A 24482-nucleotide genomic window follows, 5' to 3' on the forward strand; every position below is an offset into this window, starting at 1 on the left:
AAGATTCTCAGCTGAAGGTGACGTCGCTGAGGTCGATCGAAACCATGAGCTGCGTCATGATGGGGCGGCCGTCGGTGTCGCGGCGGTATGCCCGGCGTCTGGTCGGCAGTACGATGCCGTCCGCTTCTACGCAGTCGTGGACATACTGTGCGGTGGCGAATCCGCCGGCCACGTCGACGTGGTAGTCGTGGCGCCGCAGCCGGTGGTCGGGGCCGAAGTAGAAGTCCTGGTGGGTGCTGTGGCTGGCGATATAGCTCGGGAAGGCGGCCCGCAGTCCGCGCCAGACCGTGTGAAGTCGGTCCTCTGATCGGGAGAGCCGAAGGGCCGCACCGAGGCGTGTTCCTCGTGCAGTCGGACGGTCATCTCGCGGGGCGCGGGATCCTGCGGCAGGCCCTTTACGTCGAACAGAAGGCCGCCGCTGACAATCGTGGCTCGCGCCTCGGCCAGCTCCTGCCAGCGTCCGATCCCGCCATGGGCCGCGATGGCGTTGGCGAGCAGCTCACACATGTCAGTCCAGTGGCTCGAAGCGCCGGCGGTCGGTGGTGGCATAGTCGACGGCCGCCCGGTCGGCGGCTACGGCCTGCCGCAGGCGGTCGATGACCGCGGGAAGGCTCCCGGCGGGCAGCGCACAGGTCATCTCTTCGGCCGGCAGCCCGGTGCGGGCCCGGCTGATGGCGCATCCAGGGCTGACCGCGACCTGGCCGCCGTAGGCCAGCGGAATGATCTGGCATTGTGGCCTGGTGGCGAGCCGCAGGTCCGGACATGCGCCGTGGAGGGTCATGAGCGAGGACGGCGACAGCCGGACGAGCACGACGTCCGGGCTGGTCACGTCGGTGAGCGGTTCGTAGCGGATCGACGTCGGCCGGATCGGCAGGTGTGCGACGGAGGTGAGGTCCGCCGGCGTGATCCAACCACTGCTGACCAGGGCGGCGGTGTCGGACCCTGAGGCGGCAGCGGCCAGGTCGGTCAGGCCGTGCGTGTAGCTTCCGGTACTACAGTTGGCGTGGTCCGCGGCGTGCGTGTCGAGGGGGCGGCGCTGGGCGGGTTCCCAGAAGCAGCAGCCTGCCGGCTGGGCTGGGAGCCTCTCGCCGCTGGAGGTGGCGGGTTCTGTGCCGAAGGTGATGGCGACGGGTGGGTATGCCAGGCCGAGAAGTTCGATGAGCGGCGTTGCGAAAGCGGACGCGGGCGTCATGGCGGCACCCTATATGTCCGGGAACCGCTTTACCGGGAGCCGCCGCCCGGGAAGGCGACGCGGATCCGGTGGTCGCCGATGTCCAGGTGGACTCGTATGGAGTCGCCGTCAGTGACGTCCCAGCCGGCCGAGTCCCGGCCGTCGACGGTGACCGATGCCTCGGCGGGGCTGGGGAGCCGGTCGATGGTGAAGCTGGTGGGATGTCCTCGCCGTGAGGGCGTGGCGGCCGTGGTCTCGATGCTGAGGACGTGGTGGGCCATGTCGTTCCGGGCGTGGCGGATGCCGATGTCGGGGTAGTCGACGCCGCGGAGCTGCGGTTCCGATGCCGACGCGAGCCGGGGTTCGTTGAAGATCCGCCACCACGCTCCCGGGCTGCCGCTCTCGGCGAGCATCAGGGTGGCGTTGACTTGCCCGCGCGGCCAGGTGGAGTCGTAGCCGAACCAGAACGCGAATCGGTCGTTCTCCTCGCCGAAGAACCGGGGCTGGTATTCACGCTCGACGAAATCCCGGATGCGGTCTTCGGTGGCGGTGTCCTCCACCTCGTGTGCCATCCACATGGCCGTGCTGAGGTGGTTGGGGTCGGGGTGGAGCTTGCTCAGCGGCAGATCCGGGTTGTTCCAGCCGAGTCGCCGCATCGCCAGCTCGTAGGTCCACAGAGCGAACTCGCGGTCCTGCGGGTACAGATACAGCAGGCAGGGGAACACCCCGTGGGCCACCGAGGGCCCGGGCAGGGTGTGGAGGCGTTGCTCCATCGGGTCGTAGTAGAGCGCGAAGGTGCGCAGCTCGCCGGTGCGGGTCAGGCTCATGTAGTGCCGGCGGACGTAGTCGACCCAGTGCGGGAACGGCTCGTGCAGGGTGGTTCGGAGCAGTGAGTCGTAGAGTTTCAGCCCGAGCCCGGCGGCGCTGACGCAGAACGGCCAGATCTTGGTGTTCTCGCAGTGCGGGCCCTGCGGGCGGGTACGGAACTGGGCGGAGATGAGTTCCGCGATCCGTGCGTGGGTCCAGGTGAACTGGCGGTTCTGGTACCCGGTGATGTGGAGGGGTTCGCGCTCGCCGGCCTCTCCGGAAACGTAGCGGCGTATCCCGAGGAGCAGGTTCAGCCAGCCCCGGTAGAACACATTGCCGTCGGCGCCCACCGGGTCCGGCTGGAGCCCCCATGGCTCGACCCCGTTTCCCGTCCATCCTGGTGGTGGGTAGCGGCCGCGAAGCGGTTCCGGGATGAAGGTCAGCCACTCGGGCGGGTAGCGGTCCACACCGGGATCAGGGCCGATCAGTGTGCACCAGTCGACCGCGCCCCAGAACGAGACATAGCGGCGGATGAGTTCGTCGGCGATCCGGGTGTAGACCTCCCGCCACGCCGGCGTCGCTTCGAGCATGACCGGAAGGGCGTACGCCATGTAGTGCAGGTCGAATCGGGGGAAGGCGCACATGGGCGGCGCGGTGTAGCGGTCCCACCACGGATGCGGTTCGCCCTGGTCGCTCCAGTCGTCCGGGGTGGTCGCCTTGTCCCACATGAACCGCAGCCAGCCGAGCGCACGGTCGTTCAGCGCGGCCATCGGCGTTCCCTCCTCGGAGGTCTCGGCGCGCGGGCTCATCACGGCTCCCGCAACGGTTCGCCGTTCGCCCCCCGCACGATCCACAGTTTGGCCCGCGCGTTCCAGGCATCGGTCCAGAGTGGATCCAGCTGCCGTACAGCCGGCTCGATCGTGATCTGCTCGACACCGTTCGAGGCCGGATCGTGTGCCACGTACGCGCCCGGCAGGGCCTGCCGGGGAGGACCCGCCCCGCCGATGGGCACCAGCTGACGCATCAGGCCGCGGAACCAGAAGAGGATCAGATGGTTTCCCTCGACCCGGACGGTCCCGTGCATCCGGCCGCGCATGATGCGGTCGATCCCATCCGGCGATGTCAGATGACGAAGCGCCTGACCGCTGCCGGCGAAGCGGACCGCGAAGTCGGGTGCCCTGGCTCTTCCGGCCGAGCTGGACACGCGGCGCCGCTGGCTGTCGAACACCCAGTGCCGTGAGGGGCCGTCGTCGGCGGAGATCTCGACCGTGAGACTGCGTGTGATCTGCGACCGGACCGGTGCGCTCAACCGCGACGCCAGCACCAGTCCATGCCCGAGCCACCACAGCAGCGCCCGCAGCGCGGTCACCCGTAGCCGGTCGGTCGTGTCCATCACGGGGCCTTCTCCTCGCCGGCCCCGGACAGGAAGCTGTGCACCAGCTTGGCGAACTCCTCGGGCCACTGGAAGAGGAAGCCGTGGCCGGAGTCGGGGTAGATCCGGACACGTGCGTTGGGCAGATGCTGTGCCATCAGCCAGGAGTTTCCGGTCGGGATCATGATGTCGTTGTCGCCGTTGGCGATCAGGACCGGCTGGGTGATCCCGGCCAGCCGGTGCAGCCGGGACGGTGCGGGGATGCCCCATTGGGTGATGGCGTCCATCTGGGCGTCGCGGGCCTGCAAACCGGCGGGCTTGTCGTGGTCCGATGTGCGGGAGGCGCGCCGCTCCAGGAACTCCCGGCCTTTCTGCTGGCTGGTCGGGGTGACTTCGAAGAACAAGGACAGCAGGTCCTCGGGATGATTGTCCGCGACGTTGGCGAGGTATTGGACGTCGTTGATCCAGCCGTGCATCAGCTGGCCGCTTTGGGGTCCGGTGCCGGCCAGCACGAGCCGGCGGACCAGCTGGGGGCGGATCAGGGTCAGTTCCTGGGCGACCATACCGCCGATGGAGAACCCGAGCAGGTCGATCCGTGTCAGCCCGAGCGCGTCGATGAAGGCGATGGCGTCGCGGGCCATCCCCGTGATGGTGTGCGGCACCGTCCCGGACGACAGACCGACCCCGGCGTTGTCGACCGGGATGACCTCCCGGCCGGACGCGAGGGCGCCGAGCAGCAGCGGATCCCAGTTGTCCAGGTTGCCGCGGAAGTGCTGAAACATCACCAGCGGGAGCACGCCGGGGGAGGGAGTGCCGAACCGCCGGTAGGCGTATTTCACCCCGTTGGATGCCTCAACAAACTGGTTCGGGGCGGTCAGGGCGATGTCGCTCGTCGACATGATCGATCATCTCTTCCCTTTCGGGTCGCTTGATGGATCCTGCCTCGCCCCGCACGGACATCACGCCCTACCAGCTGGGCCGACGTGGCCTGAACGCCGCCGAGCCTCTCCCTGGGCGGGCAGGCCCTTGCCTTCGTGAGGCGCTTGTTACCAGCGTAGCCCGGTTGAGGCACTCGGCGAATCCGGACTTGTGGGTGGCGGGGACGGGCCGGATGGCGTAGGAGAAGATCCCGGCGGATATCACGCTGGTCCACCCTCAGCCCTCATTCCCGCCACCTACCGGTTCCCGGTGAGCAGTGGTGTGATCAGCTCGTCTCTCCCACCCCTGAGGGAACCTCATGGAGGCTTTGATGCAGATCGCTTCGTTGCCGTACATCGATGAGCACACGACGGTCATCGCAGCGGAGACCGACGAGGTCTGGCGCGGTCTGGCCGAAACTCTGGACGGGTCGTTCTCGGGCCCTGGCGTGGCCGGTTACGTGAAACTGGTGGGGTGCGCCGATCGCGCAGCGTCCGGGCCACGCCCCCTTGCCGAAGGCTCGACGCTTCCCGGTTGGCGGGTGGCGGCTGCGGTCCCGGGGCGGGAGCTGGTCCTCCAGGGGCGCCATCGTTTCTCGTCCTACGCCCTGATCTTCCGCCTCGAACACGTCAGCCCGGGGCGATCGCGCCTGCGTGCCGAAAGCCGAGCCGCCTTTCCCGGTCTGGCCGGCGGCCTCTACCGACGGCTCGTCATCGGGACGGGTGGGCACGTGGTCGGCATGCGACGCCTCCTCTCAGCAGTCCGCCGCCGAACCGAGTGACGCCTCGCGCAGGGTGGGCCGTTTTTCGGCCGGGGCGCGTGCGAACACCCCGAGGTCAGCGAGACGTTGGCCGTAGGCGCATCAGGACGCGCCAAGGCCGTTGATCCCGTCGGGCGACATGTGATACCGGCCACGCACATGTGCTCCCGCAACTCGTCACCGCCTTGACTGGTGACGCCTAGGGGTGCATGCTGAAAGTCGCCCGAGGTGACAAGCGGGACGCGATCCGTGGTCGACGAAGTGGAGAACGGTCATGAACAAGGACCTCGCGATGGACGCCGACGCGGCGGCGCGCCACGCGCGCTACGGCAGGCTCCCCGAGCGCATCCGCTTCGAGGACATGGCCGAAGAGGTGGAGGCCGCGCCGAGTGGAGGGATCAATGCCTCCTATGACCCCGCGGGCTCCTGGAAGTACTACTCGTGCCTGGCCCTCGATCTGGGGCTGTAAGTCAGCGGAAAGCCCCCAATCACCGCCTTGGCAGGTGATGGGAGGGCTGTCGTGATTTCGCCACCGCCTTGACTGGTAACGCGGAAACGTGTTCGGCCGGGTGGCGCTTGTCTGCCCTTACTCCAAGGCCACGCGCGGCAACATCCCCGTCACCGTCGACGCCCGCGCCGCGGCCTGAGCCACCCCTGACCGCGGGTCCCGCCCCCGACTCCGGGCACGACCACCTGCGGGAGGAGTGTGGTGCTGTCGGGGTGCGGTCCGGCGGTTTCGAGCTTCCCCTGACGAAGGGTCAGTCGGCCGTCTCCTCGCCGCCTGTCGGCTTCACGAGGGTGTACATGACGGAACGCTGCTGCTTGAGACGCTGGATGCGTCCCTTGGCGACGAGGGACTCGAGGGTGTTCCGCACCACCTGTGGTGTCGGGGTGCGGTCCGGGTGCTTCTCCAGGAGCTCCTCGCGCAACTCCTTCGCCAGGCGCGGCTCGTTGTGGTTGCCGAGCAGATCCGCCAGGAGGTTGCCGAGCAGAGGCTGGTGCGACTTCTCCTGTGCGCCGGCCTTCGCCGCCTTGCCCGCCGGAGCGGCCTTGGCCGGCGCCGGGCGCCGCGACGCGGCTCCCGTGGGCGCTGGCTTCGCTTTCGTGACGACGGGCTCGTCCTGCGCCTGTTCGGGCAGACGCGACGGGTCCGCGGAATCCTCGTACCGCTGCGCGAGGTTCAGGATGTCCGCCAGGAGGGCTTCCTCCTGCTTCAACATCGCGATCTTCTCCGCCAGTTCCTGCTGTCGCCGGCGGTTCTCTTTCAGGTCCGAAGCGGCTTGTGTTACGTACCGCGATCGGAGCGTGTCGGCTGATTGGCTGGTCACAACCGTTCACTCCCTCGATGTGGATGACGTTGCGCATGGTACCCACGCCGAGGGCCCGTGTAGACAGGTGTCAACGCTGGACGGTATTCCGTGCATGTTCACTCGGGGGCGCAGCGGTGCGTGTGACCCCCTGGAGCAGGGGGTCAGTGCACGGTCACCGCGGGCGTGGTCTTCTTGCGGGCGCGGTAGGCGGCAGCCTTGATCTTGTTGCCGCAGGACTCCATGCCGCACCACTGCCGCCGCATGCCCCGGGAGCGGTCGATGTAGACGCGCGTGCACTCGGGGTTGCCGCACTCCTTCAGCAGTGGGACGTCCGGGCCGCTGAGCAGTTCGACCGCCTGCCGGGCGACGGTGGCCAGGGCCTGCTCGGGGGTCGCCTCGGTGTGCCGGCCGGTCAGGGTGAGCTGCGGCGTCACGGGGGTCTTGCGCGCGGCTCCGTTGACCACGGCGAGCGCTTCCCGGTCGTACTCCTCGCCGAGACGGCGGTTGGTGATGAGCCGGTAGACGGCCTCGCGCACCGTGGTCGCCTCGCGGACGTCGTCCTCCTTGCCGGGCGTGATCGTGTCCACGAGTCCGGACTCCAGGTACCAGGCGTTGAGCCGCTCCGGCGACACGAACATCTCGAACCGGGCCGAGCGCCGGGCGCGGAGGGTGGCCGCGAAGTCGAGGGCCGGGTTCCCGCATACGAAGACATGGTTAAGATTCACATCACCATCTTGACGGGTGACTGCTCCGTACCGCAAGGATTGTCACCGTTCTGGGTGGTGCTCATCCGGGAGGGGGTGATCGTGTGCTGCCCCTGGCCCGGTCACAGCCGCAGTTCACGGCCCTGCCACCGCCGGCGCAGCCAGCGGTCGTGGCTCGCGGCCACGACCGCACCCGGCCCGGTGCCCAGCGCCGCCTCCAGCTCGTCGCACAGGCGGGGGGAGAGGTGGTTGGTGGGCTCGTCGAGCAGCAGCAGCTGGGGCGGCCGGGCCACCAGGAGGGCCAGCGCGAGCCGGCGGCGCTGTCCGACCGACAGCTGTCCGGCCGGTTTGTCCAGGTCCGCCTCGTGCAGCAGACCGAGGGAGGCGAGTGGCACCTTCCCGGCCCGCTCCGGTCCCAGCGACAGCTCGTAGGTGTCCCGGGCCGTGCGGTCGGGCCGGTCGAACACGGTGTCCTGGGTGAGCAGCCGCACCGTCAGCCTGCGCCGCCTGCGCACCTCGCCCTCGGCGGTGAGGCGTCCGGCGAGCACCTGGAGCAGCGTCGACTTGCCCGCTCCGTTGCCGCCCGTGACCAGCAGCCGGTCGGTCGCCGACACCTCCAGGCCGGCCAGCGCGAGCCGGCCCGGCACCCGTACGTCCCGCAGGGACACCAGGGGCCGCGGGCCCTCCTCCGCACGCGCGGCCAGTTCCCCGGCCGCGAACCGCAGCGGGCGCGGCGGCTCGGCGACGCGGTTGTGCTCCAGCTCCGCCAGCCGCCGGGTGGCGTTGCGTACCCGGCGGGAGATCTGGTTCTGCACCCGGCCCGCGCGGTGGCCGTACCCCATCTTCTCGTTGTCGCGCCGCCCCCGGTCCGGTGCGACCAGAAGCGCGGTCACGCCCGCAGCGTGACGCAGCTCCTCCAGTTCCTGCTGCTCCTCGGCGTACCGCCGCTCCCAGCGCTCCCGCTCGGCGCGCTTCTCGGACAGGTAGGCGCTGTAGTTGCCGCCGTAGCGGACCGGGCCGTCCACCGCCGGGTCGAGGTCGATCAGATCGGTGCAGACGGCGTCGAGGAACGCCCGGTCGTGACTGGCGACGACCACGGCTCCGGGCAGGCCGCGCAATTGCTCCTCCAGGAAGGCGGCGGCTCCGTCGTCGAGGTGGTTGGTCGGCTCGTCCAGCAGCAGCGCCCGCGGGCGCCGGACGAGCAGCGCGGCCAGGGCCAGCCGGCCGCGCTGCCCGCCGGACAGCGAGCCGAGCGTGCGGTCGTGGCCGAGCGCGCCGAGGCCCAGGCCGTTCAGCACCAGGGCAGCGCGGCGGTCGGCGTCCCAGGACTCCCGGTCCTGGGCCTGTTCCAGCCGCCTGCCGTAGGCGTCGAGGAGTTCCTGGTGGCCGGGATGGTCCTGCGGGACGTGGGCGAGGTCCTCGCCGAGCCGTTCCAGCTCCGCGAGGTCCTCGCGGGCCTCGCGGAGGGCCTCGTCGAGCACCGTGGCGATGGTCGAGGGGGCGTCGAAGGGCATCTCCTGGTGCAGAAAACCCAGTTCGGCGGGGCGGGAGACGCGTCCCGTGTCGGGTTCGTCCACGCCGGCGAGCACCCGCAGCAGGGTGGACTTGCCGACGCCGTTCTCCCCGATCAGGCCGATGCGGTGGCCGGGGGAGGCGGTCAGCGAGACGCCGTCGAGGACGCGCCGGCCCCCCAGGGTGCGGACGAGGTCGTGGGCGAGCAGAGCGGGCTGGGGCACAGGGAACCGTCCAACGTGATCGGTGGTCGGCCCGCCGGGCGCGGGGCCTCGGACGCGGGCCACGTCACACGTCGGCGGCTCACACCGCGGGCGCCCCCGTCTCCTTGAGCGCTCCGTCGGACAGCGCCACCCAGCGGTTCACGCCGATCTCGGCGAGGAACCGCTCGTCGTGGCTGACCACCATGAAGGCGCCCTGGTAGGAGTTCAGCGCGCTCTCCAGCTGGCCCGCGCTGACCAGGTCGAGGTTGTTGGTCGGCTCGTCGAGCAGGAGCAGATGGGGGGCCGGTTCGGCGCACAGCACACAGGCCAGGGTGGCGCGCAGCCGTTCGCCGCCGGAGAGGACACCGGTCGGCAGGTGTGCCCGCGAGCCCCGGAAGAGGAAGCGGGCGAGCAGGTTCAGCCGCTCAGCCTCGGGCCGGTCGGGGGCGAACGCGGCGAAGTTCTCGGCGACGGTGCGGTCCAGGTCCAGCAGGTCCAGGCGCTGCGAGAGATAGGCGATGCGGCCGTCGTTGCGCTTGATCTCCCCGCTGTCCGGCTTGAGGTCGCCGGTGATCAGACGCAGCAGGGTGGTCTTGCCGGCTCCGTTGGGCCCGGTCAGCGCGATGCGCTCGGGGCCCCGGACGGTCAGGTCGACGCCGCCGTCGGCGAACACGGCCCTGTCGCCGTGGTGGACCTGCATCCCCTCGCCGAGGAAGAGGTTGCGCCCGGCCGGTACCTGGGTGTCGGGCAGGTCCAGGGTGATGCGCTGCTCCTCGCGCAACGAGCGTCCGGCCTCGTCGAGCCGGGCCTTGGCCTCGCTGACCCGGGTCGCGTGCATCTGGCCGGCCCGGCCGGCGGACTCCTGCGCGCCGCGCTTCATGTTGCCGGCGAAGATACGCGGCAGTCCGGCGTTCTTGAGGTTCCGCGCGGCGTTGGAGGCGCGGCGCTCGGCCCGTTCGCGGGCCTGCTGCATCTCCCGCTTCTCCCGCTTCAGCTCCTGTTCGGCGTTGCGGACGTTCTTCTCGGCGACCTCCTGCTCGGCGCGCACGGCCTCCTCGTACTCGGTGAAGTTGCCGCCGTAGAAGCGCAGTTCGCCGCTGCCGAGCTCGGCGATGCGGTCCATACGGTCGAGCAGCGCGCGGTCGTGGCTGACCAGGAGCAGGCAGCCGGGAAAGTCCGCCAGCACGTCGTAGAGCTTCTGCCGGGCCGCCAGGTCGAGGTTGTTGGTCGGCTCGTCGAGCAGCAGCACATCGGGGCGCTTGAGCAGCTGGGCGGCGAGGCCCAGCGAGACGACCTGGCCGCCGCTGAGCGTGCTCAGGCTGCGGTCCAGGGTGAGGTCGGCCAGGCCGAGGCGGTCGAGTTGGGCGCGGGTGCGCTCCTCGATGTCCCAGTCGTCGCCGATGGTGGTGAAGTGCTCCTCGCTCACGTCCCCGGACTCGACGGCGTCCAGGGCGCGGATCACCGCGGCGACGCCGAGCACCTCGGCGACCGTGAGGTTGCCGGTGAGGGGGAGGCTCTGCGGGAGGTAGCCGAGGGTGCCGCTGACGGACACCGAGCCGGTGGCGGGCTCGAGTTCGCCGGCGATCAGCTTGAGCAGGGTGCTCTTGCCGGAGCCGTTGGGGGCGACCAGGCCGGTGCGGCCGGTGTTCACGGTGAAGGACAGGTCGTGGAAGACCGGGGTGTCGTCGGGCCAGGCGAAGGAGAGATTCGAGCAGACGACGGCGGCGTCGGACATGGAGGTGACCTCGAGCGTGTTGCGGGCAGACAGCTCTGCCCTGGGCAGGCGTGGGAAAAATGGGTACGACAAGCCGGCCACATCGGCGGCGCTCCTGGGCGCGTCCGGTGGCCGTCAGATCCGGGTCTCACCCGGAGATGTCGTCTTCACCCACCACGTCTGTGACTCCTCGATACACGGTCTACGTCGCTGACAGCGTAGCAGTCGCCGTCGTCGCGCTGCTCGGTATTCCGTCACCGGTTTAACCGGTGATAAGGTCTGGGCCGTTCCTCAGCGAACCCGCGGCAGAGGCTGCCTCGGGTCGCACACCTGGGTCACGGAGACATGCGCGCGGAGGTCGTCCGCGGTGAACCCGTCGACCTGTCCACCGTCCTGCTCATGTGATGTGCACACGTGTCGCCGAGTCCAGGCGCACACCTGCTTCTTGGAGGGAAACAATGAGACGACTTCTGACGGTCCTCGCGGCCGGCGTGCCGCTGGCTGCGGCGGTGTGCCTCCCGGCCGCGTCGGCGGCACCCCGGAACAGCTCCGCCTCCGCGCCGCTCGGCTGCTCGGCGCCTGCCCTGAAGGCGCCTGCGGGTACCGAGGTGGAGTCCGTGGCGGCGGTCCGCCGGGCGGGCGGAACCGTCCACGGGACCGGGATCCTGGGCGGCACGGTCACCGGCGTTCCGGCCTACTGCGAGGTGACGGTCACTCTCACCCACCCGGGCGACGGCGACCATGCCCAGGTGCGGACCTGGCTGCCCGCGAGCGGCTGGAACGGCCGCTTCCAGGCGCTCGGGGGCAGCGCCTACGCGGCCGGGGACAACGGTGTCGGTATGGCCACCGCGGTCAAGAACGGCTATGCCGCGACCACCACCGACGCCGGCGTCGGTGACGTCCTCGACATCAACTGGGCTCTGAACGGCCAGGGGCAGGTCAACACGGCCCTGCTGAAGAACTTCGCCTCCCGCTCGCAGCACGAGGCGGCGGTCGTCGGCAAGCAGGTCGTCGACGTGGTCTACGGCAAGGCCGCCTCCTACTCCTACTTCACCGGCTGCTCCACCGGCGGACGTCAGGGCTACATGGAGGCTCAGCGCTACCCCGACGACTACGACGGCATCCTCGCCGACGCGCCCGCGATCAACTGGGACGAGTTCGAGGTCGCCACCCTGTGGCCGCAGGTGGTCATGAACAACGAGAAGACCTACCCGTCCTCCTGTGAGTTCAAGGCGTTCACCGACGCCGCCGTCAAGGCCTGTGACTCGCTCGACGGCGTCAAGGACGGCCTGGTCGACGACGTGCAACGGTGCGACTTCGACCCGCGCGGGCTGATCGGCACCAAGGTCGTGTGCAACGGCAAGGAGCTGACCATCACGGCGGCCGACGCGGCCGTGGTGCGCGGGATCTGGGACGGCCCCCGCACCGCGTCGGGCAAGAAGCTGTGGCCCGGGGTCCCGGTCGGGGCCGACCTGTCGGGCCTGGCGGGCACCACCGAGCCCGACGCGAACGGCGACGTCAAGGGGGTGCCCTTCCAGGTACCCGCGTACTGGGTCGCGACATGGCTGAAGAAGCAGCCGTCCTTTGACGTATCGACGATCACCTACAGCCAGTTCACGCAGCTGTTCAAGCAGTCCGAGGCCGAGTACGACAAGGTCATCGGCACGGACGACCCCGACCTCTCGGCCTTCCGCGAGTCCGGCGGCAAGCTCCTGACCTGGCACGGCCAGGCCGACGAGTACATCCCCACCCAGGGCACCGTGGAGTACCGCAAGCAGGTCGAGCGTGGCATGGGCGGCACCAAGCGGGTCGACGACTTCTACCGCCTCGTCCTCGCCCCGGGCACCAACCACTGCGGCCTCAACGGCAACGACGGCTCGGCCGACGGCCTCGCCGCCCTGACCACCTGGGTCGAGCACGGCGAGGCCCCCAAGACCCTGCCCGCCACCCTGATCAACGCCTCCGGGCAGAACGTCGGCCGTGACCTGTGCGGCTACCCCCAGGTGTCCCGCTACAAGGGCCACGGCGACCCGGCCGCCGCCTCCAGCTTCCGGTGCGTCTCCCCGTCCCGGTACTGACCGGGACGGCGACGCCGCCCCACCCGTTACGGCGCGCCGGCGAGGTTGCCCATCACCGCGTAGAGCTGCTGCGCGGTCAGCGGGGCGGTGGGGAGCGGGTGGGCGGCTTCGGCGCGCAGGCCGTCGAGCATGAAGGCGACGCCCCGGCGCCAGGCGCCGGGGGCCGTGTCCTTGGCGGCCCGGGACAGCAGGGCGTTGGTGCCGAAGATGAACAGCAGGTCCTCGCGGGTGAAGTCGGGGCGCAGGGCGCCGGCCCGCTGGGCTCGCTCGATGATGCGCGTGGCGGCGGCGTGGGAACGCTCGCAGACGGCCATCAGCCGCTGGGCGTCCGGATAGCGGCCGGTGACCACGTCGCTGATCGCGGGGTCGGTGACCTGGAGTTCGCAGACCGTCTCGATGTAGTACGTGAATCCGTCCCAGGCGTCGTCACGGGCCAGGGCCTGCTGGGCTGCCTCGTCGAGACGGTCCGCGGCCAGGTCGGTGACCACCTCGTCGATGAGCGCCTCGCGGGTGCCGAAGAGGTTGTAGAGGGTGCCGTGGCTCACGCCGGCCCGGCGGGCGATCTCCTTCAGGGGGGCCTGGAGCCCGCGTTCGCGGAAGAGTTCGGCTGCCGCCGTCCGCAGCTTCTCCGCGTTGCGTTGCGCGTCGGCGCGCATCCGGGGTTCCTCCTCGTCGTGTGGGCGGCCTTCATGGTCGCACCCTCGCGTCACCCATAGATTGACCACGGGGTCAAGTTACGTGTTACGGTCGGAGTCGAAGTTGACCCACGGGTCAGAATAGCTCCGCATGGAGGTCATCGACATCATGACGAAGGGACTCCTCATGCTTGATCCCTCTCTCCGGAACGGTACGGCGGGAGAGCCCGCCGAGGCCGCCTCCGACGGAGCGGCCACCACGGCCGATGACGCTCCGGGCGCGGAGGAAGCCGCACCCTCTCTCACGCTCCTCGGTCCGGACGACGCGGCCGTCTGCACGGACGGGGTGTGTGCCCTGTGAGCGCGCTGCGTATCGACGTCTGGTCGGACGTCGTCTGCCCGTGGTGCTACATCGGCAAGCGGCGCCTGGAGTCGGCGCTCGACCGGTTCGACCACGCCGAGCAGGTCGAGGTCCACTGGCACAGCTTCCAGCTCGACCCCGCCCACCTCAAGGGCCACCGCCGGCCGGTCTTCGAGACGCTGGCGCAGAAGACGGGCGCGCCGATCGCACAGGTCAGGGCGATGGTCCGGCAGGTCACCGACCTCGCAGCCGCCGAGGGCCTGACGTACGACCTGGAACGGGCCGTCTCGGTCAACACGATCGACGCCCATCGCCTGAGCCACCTGGCCGCGGCACACGGACTGGGCGACCGGATGCACGAGCGGCTGCTGCGCGCCCACCTGTGCGAGGGCGAAGTCGTCGACGACCGGGACACGCTGGTGCGGCTGGGTGCCGAGGTCGGTGTCCCCGAGGACGAGACCCGGCGGGTGCTCGACGGCGACACGTACGACGACGCGGTGCAGGCCGACTTCCGGGAGGCGCGCCGCTACGGCGCCACGGGCGTGCCGTTCTTTGTGCTCAACCGCGCCTACGGCGTCTCCGGCGCCCAGTCCGCCGACACCTTCCTCTCCGCCCTGCGCACCGCCCACGCGGACGCCGCCCCGACGAACCGCTGAGCCGGGACGGCCTCCACGAATCGCCCGCCTTTCGGCTTTCTCGGGGTCAGTGGGCGGAGCCCTCGATCTCGACCTCGGTACGGTCGCCGGACCAGAGCGTGTGGAAGGTGCCCTCCTTGTCGGTCCGTCGGTAGGTGTGGGCGCCGAAGAAGTCGCGCTGGCCCTGGACGAGCGCGGCGGGGAGCCGCTCGGCGGCCAGCGAGTCGTAGTAGCTGAGCGCGGAGCCGAAGCCCGGCACCGGCACGCCGGAGAGGGCGGCGGTGGCGACGATGCGACGCCAGGCAGCCTCCCCCTCGACAACGGCCCGTGCGAAGTAGGGGGCCTCGAGGAGCGTGGCGATGTCCGGGTTCTCGGTGTACGCCTCGGCGATGCGGTTGAGGAAACGCGCACGGATGATGCAGCCGCCACGCCAGATCTTGGCGATCCGGTCCTTGCGAACGTCCCAGCCGTACTTCTGCGCGCCGGCGATGATGGCGTCGAAACCCTGCGCGTAGGCGACGACCTTCGAGGCGTAGAGGGCCTTGGCGAGGTCCTCCGCGAAGGCGGCGGCGTCGACCTGCTGTATCTCCGGGCGGGCGGCCAGCCGCCGGACCGCCGCGCGCTGCGCCGGCTTGGAGGAGACGGCACGGGCGAACACGGCCTCGGCGATGCCGCCCACGGGGACGCCGAGGTCGAGGGCGTTCTGCACGGTCCATACGCCGGTGCCCTTGGAGCCCGCCTGGTCCAGCACGACGTCCACGAACGGCTTGCCGGTGGCGGGGTCCACCTGGCGCAGGATCTCCGCGGTGATCTCGATGAGATAGGACTCGAGCGGCCCCTGGTTCCACTCGGCGAAGATGTCGGCGACGGCGTGCGGCTGGAGACCGCCGACCGTCCGCAGCAGGTCGTACGCCTCGCCGATCAACTGCATGTCGGCGTACTCGATGCCGTTGTGGATCATCTTGACGAAGTGGCCGGCGCCGTCGGTGCCGACGTGTGTGACGCAGGGCTCGCCCTCGGCGACCGCGGCGATGGACGCGAGAATCGGCCCGAGGGTCCGGTAGGACTCCTCCGATCCGCCCGGCATGATCGAGGGACCGTTGAGGGCGCCTTCCTCGCCACCGGAGATGCCGACACCGACGAAGTGGATGCCGGTGGGGGCCAGCCTCTTCTCGCGGGCGATGGTGTCGGGGAAGTTCGCGTTGCCGCCGTCGACGATGATGTCGCCGGGCTCGAAGCGCTCGGCGAGCTGGTCGATGACCGCGTCCGTGCCCGCCCCGGCCTGCACCATGATGATCGCGGTGCGCGGCCTCGCCAGCGACGCGACGAAGTCGTCGATCGACTCACTGGCGATGAATCCCGCCTCGGGGTGCTCGGCGACGAGTTCCTTCGTGCGGGCGTAGGTGCGGTTGTGGACGGCGACCGTGTTGCCTTCGCGGGAGGCGAGGTTGCGCGCCAGGTTCGATCCCATCACCGCCAGCCCGACGACGCCGATATTGGCCGCTGCGCTGGTGTTCATCTGGACCTCTTTCCATCGGTGGGTGCGCCGGGTGTCATTCTGGCGCTTGCGGCCGGGGCGGCGGTGATGTGGGGGTATGTGCGTGGCCGTCGTCCTGGTCAGGAGAACTCGACGGTGTTCACGCGGTTGATCAGGCCCTGTCCGCCGAGGAGCCGGGTGGCGTTGGCGGCGAAGAGTTCGGCGATGAGGCGGTCCTCCGCCGTGTCGAGCGCGGCGGTGTGCGGGCTCACCAGCACGCGGTCGTGGTCCCACAGCGGGCTGCCGGCCGGCAGCGGCTCCGTCTCGAAGACGGACGTGGGGCATGCCCCGGACGCGACCCCTCGTCAGCGCCCTGCCGTGCGGTAACACCAGCGTTTTGTGGACGGCTGGAGGGCCGCGACCATGGCGGCGATCGCCGGAGCGGCCGTCAGCGGGCCGATGACGTTGGCGATCAATACGATGTCCGGCGGCCCTCCCACCACTTGGTGCTGCACAAAGACGCTCAAGCAGTGCAGAGCCGCCACACAGCCGGCTGTCGCGATCATCCTGCGTCCGGCCGTCCTGCGCTGGTGCAACAGCAGCGCGCCCATGGCGAGCACGACCATCTCCACGATGCCCAACACCAGATTGATCGCGATCACCCCGGTGGGCGCGGAGGGGTCCGAGAGGTACTTGAAGGTCGTGGCGACGATGTACAGGAGCCCGGGAAGGCACAGCAGCGCCAGGGTCACCGCGGCAGTCGCGGCTCCGCGCCCCTCGGGCGCGGGGGCCATCGGCGGGAGCGGAGCCGTGGGGGGCATCGCCGGGGGCGGGGTGGCCCCGCCTCCCGGTGGCATGTGCCCTGGTACGTCGTCGAGTCGCCGGAGGGCCCGGGCGAGGTCGGCCGCGGTCCCGTACCGCTGGTCGGGGCCCTTGCGCAGCAGGGTCAGCACCAGACCGTCCCAGGCGGACGGGATGCCCGGGGACACGGAGCTGGGGGTGGGCGGCTCCTCGGTGAGATGCGCCGAGAGATAGCCCACGGTGTCGGGGGCCTGGAACGGCAGCCGGCGTGTGATCAGTTCGAAGAGCACGCAGCCGAGCGCGTACAGGTCGCTGCGCGGTTCGGGGAAGCCGCGTGCCTGTTCGGGGGCCATGTACGGAGGTGTGCCCACGATGAAGCCGGTCTGGGTGAGGCGGTCCGCGGTCGCGTAGGGGTCGGCGGCCCGCGCGATGCCGAAGTCCAGGACCTTCACGATGCCGGACGGCGTGATGAGGACGTTGGAGGGCTTGATGTCCCGGTGCATGATTCCGGCATCGTGGGCCTCTGCCAGCGCGTCGCATATCTGCGCGCCCCACCGCGCGGCGTCCCGCAGGGTGACGACGCCTTGGCGCAGCTTCGCGTCCAGGCCCTCGCCTCGGACCAGCTCCATTACCAGGAACGGGGCCTTGCCGTCCCCGGTGCCCGTCTCGCCGATGTCGTGGATGGTCACGATGTTGGGGTGCTGGAGGCGGGCGGTGATCCGCGCCTCGCGAAGAAACCGGGCGCGCGCCTCGGTGCCATGGCTCCCACCGCCGGCGAGCAGCGAGATCACCTTGACCGCGACGGGCCGGCCCAGCGACTCGTCCTGCGCCTCCCACACCTGCCCCATACCGCCTTCGCCGAGCTGCCGCACCAACCGGTAACGGCCCCCCAAGAGCTCATCCCGCACTGCCGTGCCTCCCCGTTTCTGTTCACTTCCGCACCGGGATCATGGCGCAACTGCGGGAGGTGGTACACCTGATGCCCGGAAACCGACCACAAGGGGCCCCGAGCAGGCCCGCGCGGCCGTCCGCGCCACTTCGAACGGCCGCGCCGGGATTCACCGGTTCGGGGCCGTGGGTATGTGTTTCAAGGAAGGCCGCGCACCAGGCACCGCGCCTGCCTCGTCGCTCACTCCGCTCCACGTGTCACCGTCGTGCACCGTCGCCGTACACCACGCCACGCAGGAGATGCCCATGCGCCGTACCTCCCGCCCTCCGGCCGCTGTGATCGCGTTCCTCACCTTCTTCGCCCTCCTCGGGCTGCTGCTCCCCGGATCCACCGCCGGGGCCGCGCCGGCGGGCGGTCCCGACCCGTTGCCGTCCGTCGTGCCGCGCCCGCAGGCGATGGCCCGGCTGGGCCCGGACGTCACGGTGCCCGCCGTGGTGCGAGTGGTCTACGGCGACGAGGTGGACCGGCCCACGCGCGAGCTGGTCGCCTCCGTACTGCGCCGGGCGGGGGTGAAGCGCCTGCGGGGCGGCTCCGGGCCGGAGCTGACGGTGACCGTGGGGCTGCTCGCCGACGCCCGGGTCGCGGAGGCATTGACGGCCGCCGGGGGCCGGGCGCCCGAGGAACTGCCCGCGGAGGGGTACGCGCTGGCCGCGCGCGGCACCTCGGTGGCGCTCGCGGGCGCGGACGCCGACGGGACGTACTACGCGGCGCAGACGTTGCGCCAACTGGTCACCGGTGCCCGGAGGATCGCCTCGGTCTCGGTGCTGGACTATCCGCTGATGCCGCTGCGCGGGGTGATCGAGGGGTTCTACGGAAGCCCGTGGACCCACGCCGAGCGCATGGACCAGCTGGCGTTCTACGGGGACGTCAAGATGAACACCTATGTCTACGCACCCAAGGACGACCCGTACCACCGGGAGAAGTGGCGCGAGCCGTACCCGGCTGACAAGCTCGCCCAGCTCGGTGAACTCGTCCGGCAGGCCGCCGGCCACCATGTGCGGTTCACCTTCGCGCTCTCGCCCGGCACCTCCCTGTGCTACAGCGATCCCGCCGAGTTCACGGCACTTCAGGCCAAGCTCGGGGCGATGTACGACCTCGGGGTGCGCAGCTTCTCGGTGCCGCTGGACGACATCAGCTACACCCGGTGGAACTGCGCCGCCGACCGCGCCGCCTACGGCGAGCCCTCGCAGCGGGCCGCGGCCGAGGCGCAGGCCGATCTGCTGAACCGGGTGCAGAAGGAGTTCCTGGACGCCCGCGAGGGCAACGCGCCGCTCCAGACGGTGCCGACCGAGTACGGCGACGTCACCGACACCGCGTACAAGCGGACCCTGCGCGAGCGGCTGGACCCGCGGGTCGAGGTCATGTGGACCGGCACCGACGTGGTGCCGCCGCGGATCACCGTGGCCGACGCCGCGCGGGCCGCCGCCGTCTGGGGGCGCAAGGTGTTCGTCTGGGACAACTACCCGGTCAACGACTACGGCCAGGCCGAGGGGCGGCTGCTGCTCGCCCCGTACGACGCCCGCGAGCCCGGTCTGCACCAGCAGCTCTCCGGTCTGGTCCTCAACCCGATGAACCAGGCCGCCGCCAGCAAGGTCGCCCTGTTCGGCGGGGCGGACTTCGCCTGGAACGACACCGGTTACGACCCGGACCGCACCTGGCGGGCCGCCGCCGCATACCTGGTGGGGGACGAGCCGGACCCGGCCACCGTGTCCGCGCTGCTGTCCTTCTTCGACACCCAGCACCTCGCGCCCACCTTCGGCGCCGAACCCTGGCAGCCCCAGGCGCCCGAACTGGCCGCCCGGCTGGCCCTGTTCCGTACCGACTGGGACGCCGGACAGCGGCGGGAGGCGCTGGAGGCCCTGCGCCCCTCCGCGACGCTGCTGGCCACCGCGTCGGCCACCATCAGGGCGGGCGTGGCCGACCGCGGCTTCGTGGCTGACTGCGCGCCGTGGCTGGACGCGCTGGCGCTGTGGGGCCGCGCGTTCGAGCGCACCCTGGACGCGCTGGGCGCCCGGCTCGACGGCGACACCCAGCAGGCCGAGCAGTGGTTCGCCGAGGCGTCGTCGCTGGCCGGGCAGGCGGGGCGGATCCGCACGATCCCGGGCGAGACCCGCCCCGAGGGCCCGGTCCGCGTCGCCGACGGAGTGCTCGACACCTTCCTGGCGGCGGCGCCCCGACTCGGCTGAGCGGGAGCGCCCGCCCCCTGACGGTGGTCCGGGCCCGTCGGCTCAGCCGGCCGACCGGAGCTGTACGACCACGACCGAGTACGCCGGGACGGTCTGGCGGGCCGCGCTGCCCGTCGTGGCGGAACCGATCGACGTGGCGTTCTTCAGATACGAGTGGACCGTGGGCGTCGCCGATGACGGGGTGAAGCCGCTGTAGGCCACGGTGACCGTGGCGTCGTTGGCCGGGTCCTTGTTGATGAGCATGACGCTCACGTCGCCGTTGGCCCGCCGCACGGCATGCGCGGACACCAACGGCGTCGAGCCGGCGGCCCGGACCAGGGTGTCACCCGGCGCGCCGAGCTTGGTGATCATCCGAGCGCCGTAGTACGGCGGGAAGGGCGTGTTCAGCGGTGGCTCGCATGAGGCGCCGCTGGATAGTATCCCTCCGTCGTCGTAGTCGGTGGCGCCCTCCACCGTGGTCACATGGCTGCAGTCCGTGCCGTTGTGCAGGTTCCACCAGTCGACGGTGAACGCGCCGTTCTCCATCCATGTCAGGTACTCGTCCGGGGCGAACAGCCCGCTCGGGGAGGTGTTCTTGTAGGCGTTGGCGCCGACTTCGGTCACCGCGATGCCCACGTTCGGAGCGTTGCTTCCGGCATACTGGTTGATCAGGGAGCGCAGGGCGGTGGCCATGCCCGGGATCTCGGCCTGAGGTTTGCCGAGCAGATCGGCCTGGCTGTTGCCGATCGGGTAGTGGTGAACGATCACAAAATCGATCTTCGATCCGGCGATCGACATGACCGTGTGGTTCCAGTCCATCGAGTCGCCCGGCCCGGTGATACCGTCCGGCCAGGATCCTGGAGTGGTCAGCACCGCGCCGATCTTGATGGTCGGGTCGACGGCCTTCATCGCCGTGGCGTACTGAAGGAGATTGGTCGCGTACGTGGTGGCGGTCTTGCTGGAATGCCGGTCGAGTTCCCAGGTCGCGCCGTAGAGGCCGTTGCCGTAGACCTCGTTGCCGATCTCCCAGTACTTCACCCCGTAGCCTTTGGTCACATTCGCGTACCGCACCCAGGCCGCGGCCTCGTCGGGCGTGCCCGAACCGTAGTTGGCGGTGATGACCGGCTGTGCGCCGACGGAGCGGGCCGTGCCCATGAAGGTGTCGAACTCGGTGTTGGGGGCGACGTAGCCTTCTTCGACGGTGTGCGTCTGCCAGTGGTACCCGTCGGAGTAACTGCCTCCGGGGTAGCGGATCATGCCGACACCGGCGTCCCTGAGCAGCCCGGGGACGGCTGAATGGTTCATGTTCCCGTCGTAGACGGCGACATTCATACCGACACCGGTCGTCGGGATCTTTGCCAGTGCGCGATTGGCGTCGACCGACACCGACGCCGTGATCGCGGCTGAGGCGGCTTCCGCCGACTGCGGGGCGGCCGTGATCGAGCCGGCCAGGGCCAGCGACACGACCGCGGCCAACCCCGTGAAGCGGGTCCAGTACCTGTGAACTAACCTCCGCATGAGTTCCTCCAGCGGGTTGACAACCAACGCGGGTGGATTCGAGACGTGTGCTGCGGTCAGGGGCCGCGAACACGTGGCAAGCACCTGACTGAGGTGCGAAACTTTCGCGATGCCTGCCGGATAGTTTCTCGGCGGAGGTTAGTCATGGCCACTCAAGTGGTCAATGGCCACGCGCGTCTCATCTCGACAGCCGGTGCGCCTCGGCTGCGATGGATGAGACGGGCGGATCTGCCTCGCGAACTCAGCCCTTGGGGGGAGCCGTGCTGGCCCGGACCGTCAGAGTCGTCGCGATCTCCAACCCGACCTGGGGCGCGGCCTCACCCCGGCCGAGGGTGAGCGCCAGCTCCGTCGCCGCCACCGCCATCTCGGTGAGCGGTTGGTGGACGGTGGTCAGGGGCGGGTCGACCCAGGCCACGACCGGCAGATCGTCGAAACCGACGACGCTCAGATCGTCGGGGATGCGCAGACCGGCCTCGCGCGCCGCCTGGTACACGCCGAGCGCCTGAGGGTCATTGCCGGTGAAGATCGCCGTCGGGCGCTCGGGCAGGGCGAGCAGAGAACGCGCCGCGGCACAGCCGCCCTCGCGGGTGAGTTCCGCGTACACGACGAGTTCCGGATCGACCGGCAGGCCTGCGGCCCGCATCGCGGAGCGGTATCCGTCCAGCCGGGCGCAGCAGCACAGCACGTCCTGAGGGCCGCTGATCATTGCGATGCGGCGATGCCCGAGCTCGGTGAGGTGGCGGGTCGCGGCCCGGCCGCCGGACCAGTTCGTGGCGCCCACGAACGGCACGTCGTCCGGCAACTCCATGGTCGGGTCGAAGACGACGAACGGTATGCCCTTCGCCGTCAGTTGCTCCCGTTCCGCCTCGGAGAGCTGAGCCACGGACAGAACGCAGTTGGGGCGCCGGGAGACGGTGTCCTCCCAGGTCGGCGCGGTGTCGTGCAGACCGAACTCGGACACCATGAGGCCGACGCGGTGCCGGCGGGCCACCCGCTCCACACCCCGGATGATCTCCACCGCCCACATGTCCCTGAGCTCGCGGAACACCAGCTCCACGACGTTGCTCCGGTTGGCGCCGGCGGGCTTGCGATAGCCGTATCGGTTGACCAGTTCCTCCACCCTGGCGCGGGTGTCCGCGGAAACCCCCGACTTGCCGTTGATCACCTTGGACACGGTGGGGACCGACACCCCCGCCGACTCGGCGATGTACGCGATGGTCACCGGCCGGGACGTGTCACCCTGGCCGCCTTCATGGTCTGTCGCTCCGTCAGCTGCGTAGTCCGCCAAGGTCGCCTTCCCGGTCCTCGAGCAGCCCGCTCACCGGCAGCGGGGGCGGGCTGGTTGAACGGCGTCGCGTGGGCGTGCCCGGTGGACATTCTCGCATCTCCTGCCGATGAACCTGTGGCCTCGGTCACAGGTTCATGTTTCCTTCTCCGTCGCGAGCGGAGAAAGTTTCTGCTGGTGTCGGTATCCCGACGAGCCTGCTCTCTGTGAGTTTCTGTGAGCTGCCGGCCGGCCGGCAGCCGCGGCCTGCCGGTTTCCACCGAAGGCGCTCCCGGTTCGCATGACATACCCGGACTCGCGCAGATCCGTCCCAGAAAAGCGGATCACTGTGAGGTGACGCGCTCGGCGACAACACACCGTCGTGCACACCACATCCCGGGAAGGACGCCATGGCTGACGTATGCGACACCGAGGTCCTCATCATCGGAGCCGGCCCCACCGGCCTGACCCTGGCGTGCGACCTCGCCCGTCGCGGGGTCGCCCACCGCATCGTCGAGCGGGGCCCGGTGCCGAACCGCGCGACGAGGGCCAAGACCATCCAGCCCCGCTCCCTGGAAGTGCTCGACGACCTCGGCGCCGTCGACCACGTCCTGCGGCGCGGAGTCGCCGAGCTTCCCCTGCGGTTTCACGAACCGTCCGGCGCGGTCGTGGACAAGCCGTCGATCTCGGCCCGAGCGAGCACCTCGTTTCACACCCCGTATCCCGACGCGCTGTGGATCGGCCAGTTCGACGTCGAGAGCGCGCTGCGGCAACGGCTCGAAGAACTCGGCGGACGCGTGGAGTTCGGTGTTGAAATGGCCGGTCTCGACCAGGGTGACGACGCTGTCGCCGTCACCCTGCGCACACCGGACGGCGAGCAGACCGCCCGCGCCCGGTACGTCGTGGGAGCGGACGGGGGCAGGAGCGGCACCCGCAAGCACATCGGGCTCCCTCTGGTCGGCAAGACCTATGAGCAGCAGCGCTGGTACCTCGGCGACGTCAACGGGCCGGACCTCGACCGCGGCCATATGCACATCTGGCCGTCCGAACGCGGGATGCTCGGCCTGACTCCGCTCGGCAGCGACGTGTGGCAGTTCCAGAGCCCGATCCTGCCCGGCGAGGAGCCGGGAACTCCGTCGTTGGAGTTCTACCAGCGACTGTTCGACGAACGCGCCGGCCACGGTGCTGTGGTTCTGAAGAGCGCGACCTGGCTGTCGGCGTACCGAGTGAACGCCCGCATGGTGGAGAGCTATCGCCAGGGCCGGGTCCTTCTCGCCGGGGACGCCGCCCATGTGCACTCCCCCGCCGGGGGACAGGGCATGAACACCGGCATCCAGGACGCCTACAACCTCGGCTGGAAACTCGCCGGCGTGCTCCAAGGCGCCCCTCCGGCCCTGCTGGACACCTACGCCGCCGAACGGATCCCGGTCGCCAGGACCGTCCTGGGGATGAGCACGAGCAAGATGATCAGGGTCATGGGTCAGGTGGGCCGGGGCAGCGGGGACGGACTGGGCTCGGCACTCGCCGACATCGGCGACGGTGCGATGAACAGCGGGCTGGGGGTCCACTACCGCACCAGTCCGGTCAACTACCGCCATGGGCGGGCCACGTCCGGTCCTGTGGCGGGCGACCGGGCACCCAACGCCGGTGGGCTGGAGGGTGTGGCGTTCAGCGGCGACCTCTTCGACCTCATGAGGGGACCGCACTGGTCCCTGGTCGTCCACGAGCACACCGATCCGGTCGCCCTCGACAACGCCGAGCCGCACCACCTGCGCGTGCACCGCATCGGCCCGGCTCCGGGCAGCGGCCTCGTCGACGCCAAGGGGGAGTTCCGGCGCGTCTACCGGCTCCACCCGGGTGAACTCATCCTCATCAGGCCCGACGGATACATCGCCGCCCGCACCTCCGTCGACCAGGGTCGGGAGGCGGACCTCATCGACCACTTGGCCCCGTTCTGGCCGATCGGAAACCCGGCCAGGCCCCGCTAACCCCCCCCGGCCACGTCGCACATCGCGGCGTGCCCGCACTCATCTCCCCCGTCCCGCCGTACCGAACAGGAAGAGCGTTTCATGCACGACAGCGGCATTGGCAGCGCCGGACAACACACGAGTTGGAACAGGCGGCTCGT

Annotated in this window: 21 protein-coding genes and 1 pseudogene; 7 read left to right on the forward strand and 15 right to left on the reverse strand. The window is 70.2% G+C overall.

The features are described 5' to 3' along the window. Positions 1-7: 7 nt before the first annotated feature. The 5 genes from ABTY62_RS00675 to ABTY62_RS00695 all read right to left on the reverse strand — a co-directional run bounded on the left by ABTY62_RS00675 (position 8) and on the right by ABTY62_RS00695 (position 4249). Complete coding sequence (locus tag ABTY62_RS00675; RefSeq protein WP_352127129.1) at positions 8-172, reverse strand: hypothetical protein; 165 nt, start codon at positions 170-172, stop codon at positions 8-10. A gap of 336 nt (positions 173-508) precedes the next feature. Beyond that, positions 509-1192 carry a DUF169 domain-containing protein gene (locus ABTY62_RS00680; RefSeq protein WP_352127130.1) on the reverse strand — a complete coding sequence of 228 codons (684 nt, stop codon included), beginning with the start codon at positions 1190-1192 and terminating at the stop codon, positions 509-511. A gap of 29 nt (positions 1193-1221) precedes the next feature. Then, positions 1222-2787 carry a hypothetical protein gene (locus ABTY62_RS00685; protein WP_352127131.1) on the reverse strand — a complete coding sequence of 522 codons (1566 nt, stop codon included), beginning with the start codon at positions 2785-2787 and terminating at the stop codon, positions 1222-1224. Continuing rightward, complete coding sequence (locus tag ABTY62_RS00690) at positions 2787-3371, reverse strand: hypothetical protein (protein ID WP_352127132.1); 585 nt, start codon at positions 3369-3371, stop codon at positions 2787-2789. Before ABTY62_RS00690 ends, ABTY62_RS00685 begins: the two co-directional genes overlap by 1 nt. Beyond that, the gene (locus ABTY62_RS00695; protein ID WP_352127133.1) at positions 3371-4249 is read right to left on the reverse strand and encodes an alpha/beta fold hydrolase; all 879 of its coding nucleotides are present in this window, start codon (positions 4247-4249) and stop codon (positions 3371-3373) included. Before ABTY62_RS00695 ends, ABTY62_RS00690 begins: the two co-directional genes overlap by 1 nt. Before the next feature lie 350 nt (positions 4250-4599). On the opposite strand from ABTY62_RS00695, the gene ABTY62_RS00700 reads away from it, so the two are divergent. Next, the gene (locus ABTY62_RS00700) at positions 4600-5049 is read left to right on the forward strand and encodes a hypothetical protein (RefSeq protein ID WP_352127134.1); all 450 of its coding nucleotides are present in this window, start codon (positions 4600-4602) and stop codon (positions 5047-5049) included. A gap of 253 nt (positions 5050-5302) precedes the next feature. After that, the gene (locus tag ABTY62_RS00705; protein WP_352127135.1) at positions 5303-5497 is read left to right on the forward strand and encodes a hypothetical protein; all 195 of its coding nucleotides are present in this window, start codon (positions 5303-5305) and stop codon (positions 5495-5497) included. A 289-nt stretch (positions 5498-5786) separates the two neighbouring features. Here the strand turns inward: ABTY62_RS00705 and ABTY62_RS00710 are convergent, their stop codons facing one another. The 4 genes from ABTY62_RS00710 to abc-f all read right to left on the reverse strand — a co-directional run bounded on the left by ABTY62_RS00710 (position 5787) and on the right by abc-f (position 10492). Continuing rightward, a complete protein-coding gene (locus ABTY62_RS00710) occupies positions 5787-6356 on the reverse strand; it encodes a hypothetical protein (protein ID WP_352127136.1) in 570 nt (189 codons plus the stop codon). 143 nt (positions 6357-6499) lie between these two features. Beyond that, positions 6500-7063: a CGNR zinc finger domain-containing protein gene (locus tag ABTY62_RS00715; protein ID WP_352127137.1), complete on the reverse strand. Its 564-nt coding sequence runs from the start codon at positions 7061-7063 to the stop codon at positions 6500-6502. A 101-nt stretch (positions 7064-7164) separates the two neighbouring features. Then, on the reverse strand, positions 7165-8778 hold the full coding sequence (locus tag ABTY62_RS00720; protein WP_352127138.1) for an ABC-F family ATP-binding cassette domain-containing protein: 1614 nt from the start codon (positions 8776-8778) through the stop codon (positions 7165-7167). A 79-nt stretch (positions 8779-8857) separates the two neighbouring features. Continuing rightward, a complete protein-coding gene (gene abc-f / locus ABTY62_RS00725; RefSeq protein ID WP_352127139.1) occupies positions 8858-10492 on the reverse strand; it encodes a ribosomal protection-like ABC-F family protein in 1635 nt (544 codons plus the stop codon). 437 nt (positions 10493-10929) lie between these two features. On the opposite strand from abc-f, the gene ABTY62_RS00730 reads away from it, so the two are divergent. Continuing rightward, the gene (locus tag ABTY62_RS00730) at positions 10930-12549 is read left to right on the forward strand and encodes a tannase/feruloyl esterase family alpha/beta hydrolase (RefSeq protein WP_352127140.1); all 1620 of its coding nucleotides are present in this window, start codon (positions 10930-10932) and stop codon (positions 12547-12549) included. Between the two features lie 26 nt (positions 12550-12575). On the opposite strand, the gene ABTY62_RS00735 is transcribed toward ABTY62_RS00730, so the two are convergent. Further along, complete coding sequence (locus tag ABTY62_RS00735) at positions 12576-13205, reverse strand: TetR/AcrR family transcriptional regulator (RefSeq protein WP_352127141.1); 630 nt, start codon at positions 13203-13205, stop codon at positions 12576-12578. A gap of 130 nt (positions 13206-13335) precedes the next feature. Between ABTY62_RS00735 and ABTY62_RS00740 the strand changes: the two genes are divergently transcribed. Continuing rightward, positions 13336-13545, forward strand: a complete 210-nt coding sequence (locus ABTY62_RS00740; RefSeq protein WP_352127142.1) for a hypothetical protein — start codon at positions 13336-13338, stop codon at positions 13543-13545. Beyond that, entirely contained in the window at positions 13542-14201 is a 660-nt protein-coding gene (locus tag ABTY62_RS00745; protein ID WP_352127143.1) for a DsbA family oxidoreductase, read from the forward strand. Before ABTY62_RS00740 ends, ABTY62_RS00745 begins: the two co-directional genes overlap by 4 nt. 46 nt (positions 14202-14247) lie before the next feature. Here the strand turns inward: ABTY62_RS00745 and gnd are convergent, their stop codons facing one another. The 3 genes and pseudogenes from gnd to ABTY62_RS00760 form a co-directional block, all read right to left on the reverse strand. Next, positions 14248-15699, reverse strand: a complete 1452-nt coding sequence (gnd, locus tag ABTY62_RS00750; protein ID WP_352127144.1) for an NADP-dependent phosphogluconate dehydrogenase — start codon at positions 15697-15699, stop codon at positions 14248-14250. Positions 15700-15797: 98 nt separating this feature from the next. Then, positions 15798-15977: pseudogene (locus tag ABTY62_RS00755) on the reverse strand (D-2-hydroxyacid dehydrogenase); the annotation flags it as partial. 45 nt (positions 15978-16022) lie between these two features. Further along, the gene (locus ABTY62_RS00760) at positions 16023-17366 is read right to left on the reverse strand and encodes a serine/threonine-protein kinase (RefSeq protein ID WP_352127145.1); all 1344 of its coding nucleotides are present in this window, start codon (positions 17364-17366) and stop codon (positions 16023-16025) included. A gap of 280 nt (positions 17367-17646) precedes the next feature. Here ABTY62_RS00760 and ABTY62_RS00765 point away from each other — a divergent pair, with 280 nt between their 5' ends. After that, positions 17647-19593: a glycoside hydrolase family 84 protein gene (locus tag ABTY62_RS00765; RefSeq protein ID WP_352127146.1), complete on the forward strand. Its 1947-nt coding sequence runs from the start codon at positions 17647-17649 to the stop codon at positions 19591-19593. A 42-nt stretch (positions 19594-19635) separates the two neighbouring features. Here the strand turns inward: ABTY62_RS00765 and ABTY62_RS00770 are convergent, their stop codons facing one another. Beyond that, positions 19636-21090, reverse strand: coding sequence for a cellulose-binding protein (locus ABTY62_RS00770; RefSeq protein ID WP_352127147.1), 1455 nt, complete (start codon positions 21088-21090; stop codon positions 19636-19638). Positions 21091-21331: 241 nt separating this feature from the next. Then, on the reverse strand, positions 21332-22312 hold the full coding sequence (locus ABTY62_RS00775) for a LacI family DNA-binding transcriptional regulator (protein ID WP_352127148.1): 981 nt from the start codon (positions 22310-22312) through the stop codon (positions 21332-21334). Between the two features lie 452 nt (positions 22313-22764). On the opposite strand from ABTY62_RS00775, the gene ABTY62_RS00780 reads away from it, so the two are divergent. Next, entirely contained in the window at positions 22765-24342 is a 1578-nt protein-coding gene (locus ABTY62_RS00780) for an FAD-dependent monooxygenase (RefSeq protein WP_352127149.1), read from the forward strand. Positions 24343-24482 lie beyond the last annotated feature (140 nt).

The organism is Streptomyces sp. NPDC097640, from assembly GCF_040302705.1.
Lineage (GTDB): Bacteria > Actinomycetota > Actinomycetes > Streptomycetales > Streptomycetaceae > Streptomyces.

Coding starts and splice junctions, on each gene's coding strand:
- ABTY62_RS00680 (WP_352127130.1), bottom strand. CDS start 1,192: ATGACGCCCGCGTCCGCTTTCGCAACGCCGCTCATCGAACTTCTCGGC.
- ABTY62_RS00685 (WP_352127131.1), bottom strand. CDS start 2,787: ATGAGCCCGCGCGCCGAGACCTCCGAGGAGGGAACGCCGATGGCCGCG.
- ABTY62_RS00690 (WP_352127132.1), bottom strand. CDS start 3,371: ATGGACACGACCGACCGGCTACGGGTGACCGCGCTGCGGGCGCTGCTG.
- ABTY62_RS00695 (WP_352127133.1), bottom strand. CDS start 4,249: ATGTCGACGAGCGACATCGCCCTGACCGCCCCGAACCAGTTTGTTGAG.
- ABTY62_RS00700 (WP_352127134.1), top strand. CDS start 4,600: ATGCAGATCGCTTCGTTGCCGTACATCGATGAGCACACGACGGTCATC.
- ABTY62_RS00705 (WP_352127135.1), top strand. CDS start 5,303: ATGAACAAGGACCTCGCGATGGACGCCGACGCGGCGGCGCGCCACGCG.
- abc-f (WP_352127139.1), bottom strand. CDS start 10,492: ATGTCCGACGCCGCCGTCGTCTGCTCGAATCTCTCCTTCGCCTGGCCC.
- ABTY62_RS00730 (WP_352127140.1), top strand. CDS start 10,930: ATGAGACGACTTCTGACGGTCCTCGCGGCCGGCGTGCCGCTGGCTGCG.
- ABTY62_RS00735 (WP_352127141.1), bottom strand. CDS start 13,205: ATGCGCGCCGACGCGCAACGCAACGCGGAGAAGCTGCGGACGGCGGCA.
- ABTY62_RS00740 (WP_352127142.1), top strand. CDS start 13,336: ATGGAGGTCATCGACATCATGACGAAGGGACTCCTCATGCTTGATCCC.
- gnd (WP_352127144.1), bottom strand. CDS start 15,699: ATGAACACCAGCGCAGCGGCCAATATCGGCGTCGTCGGGCTGGCGGTG.
- ABTY62_RS00765 (WP_352127146.1), top strand. CDS start 17,647: ATGCCCATGCGCCGTACCTCCCGCCCTCCGGCCGCTGTGATCGCGTTC.
- ABTY62_RS00770 (WP_352127147.1), bottom strand. CDS start 21,090: ATGCGGAGGTTAGTTCACAGGTACTGGACCCGCTTCACGGGGTTGGCC.
- ABTY62_RS00780 (WP_352127149.1), top strand. CDS start 22,765: ATGGCTGACGTATGCGACACCGAGGTCCTCATCATCGGAGCCGGCCCC.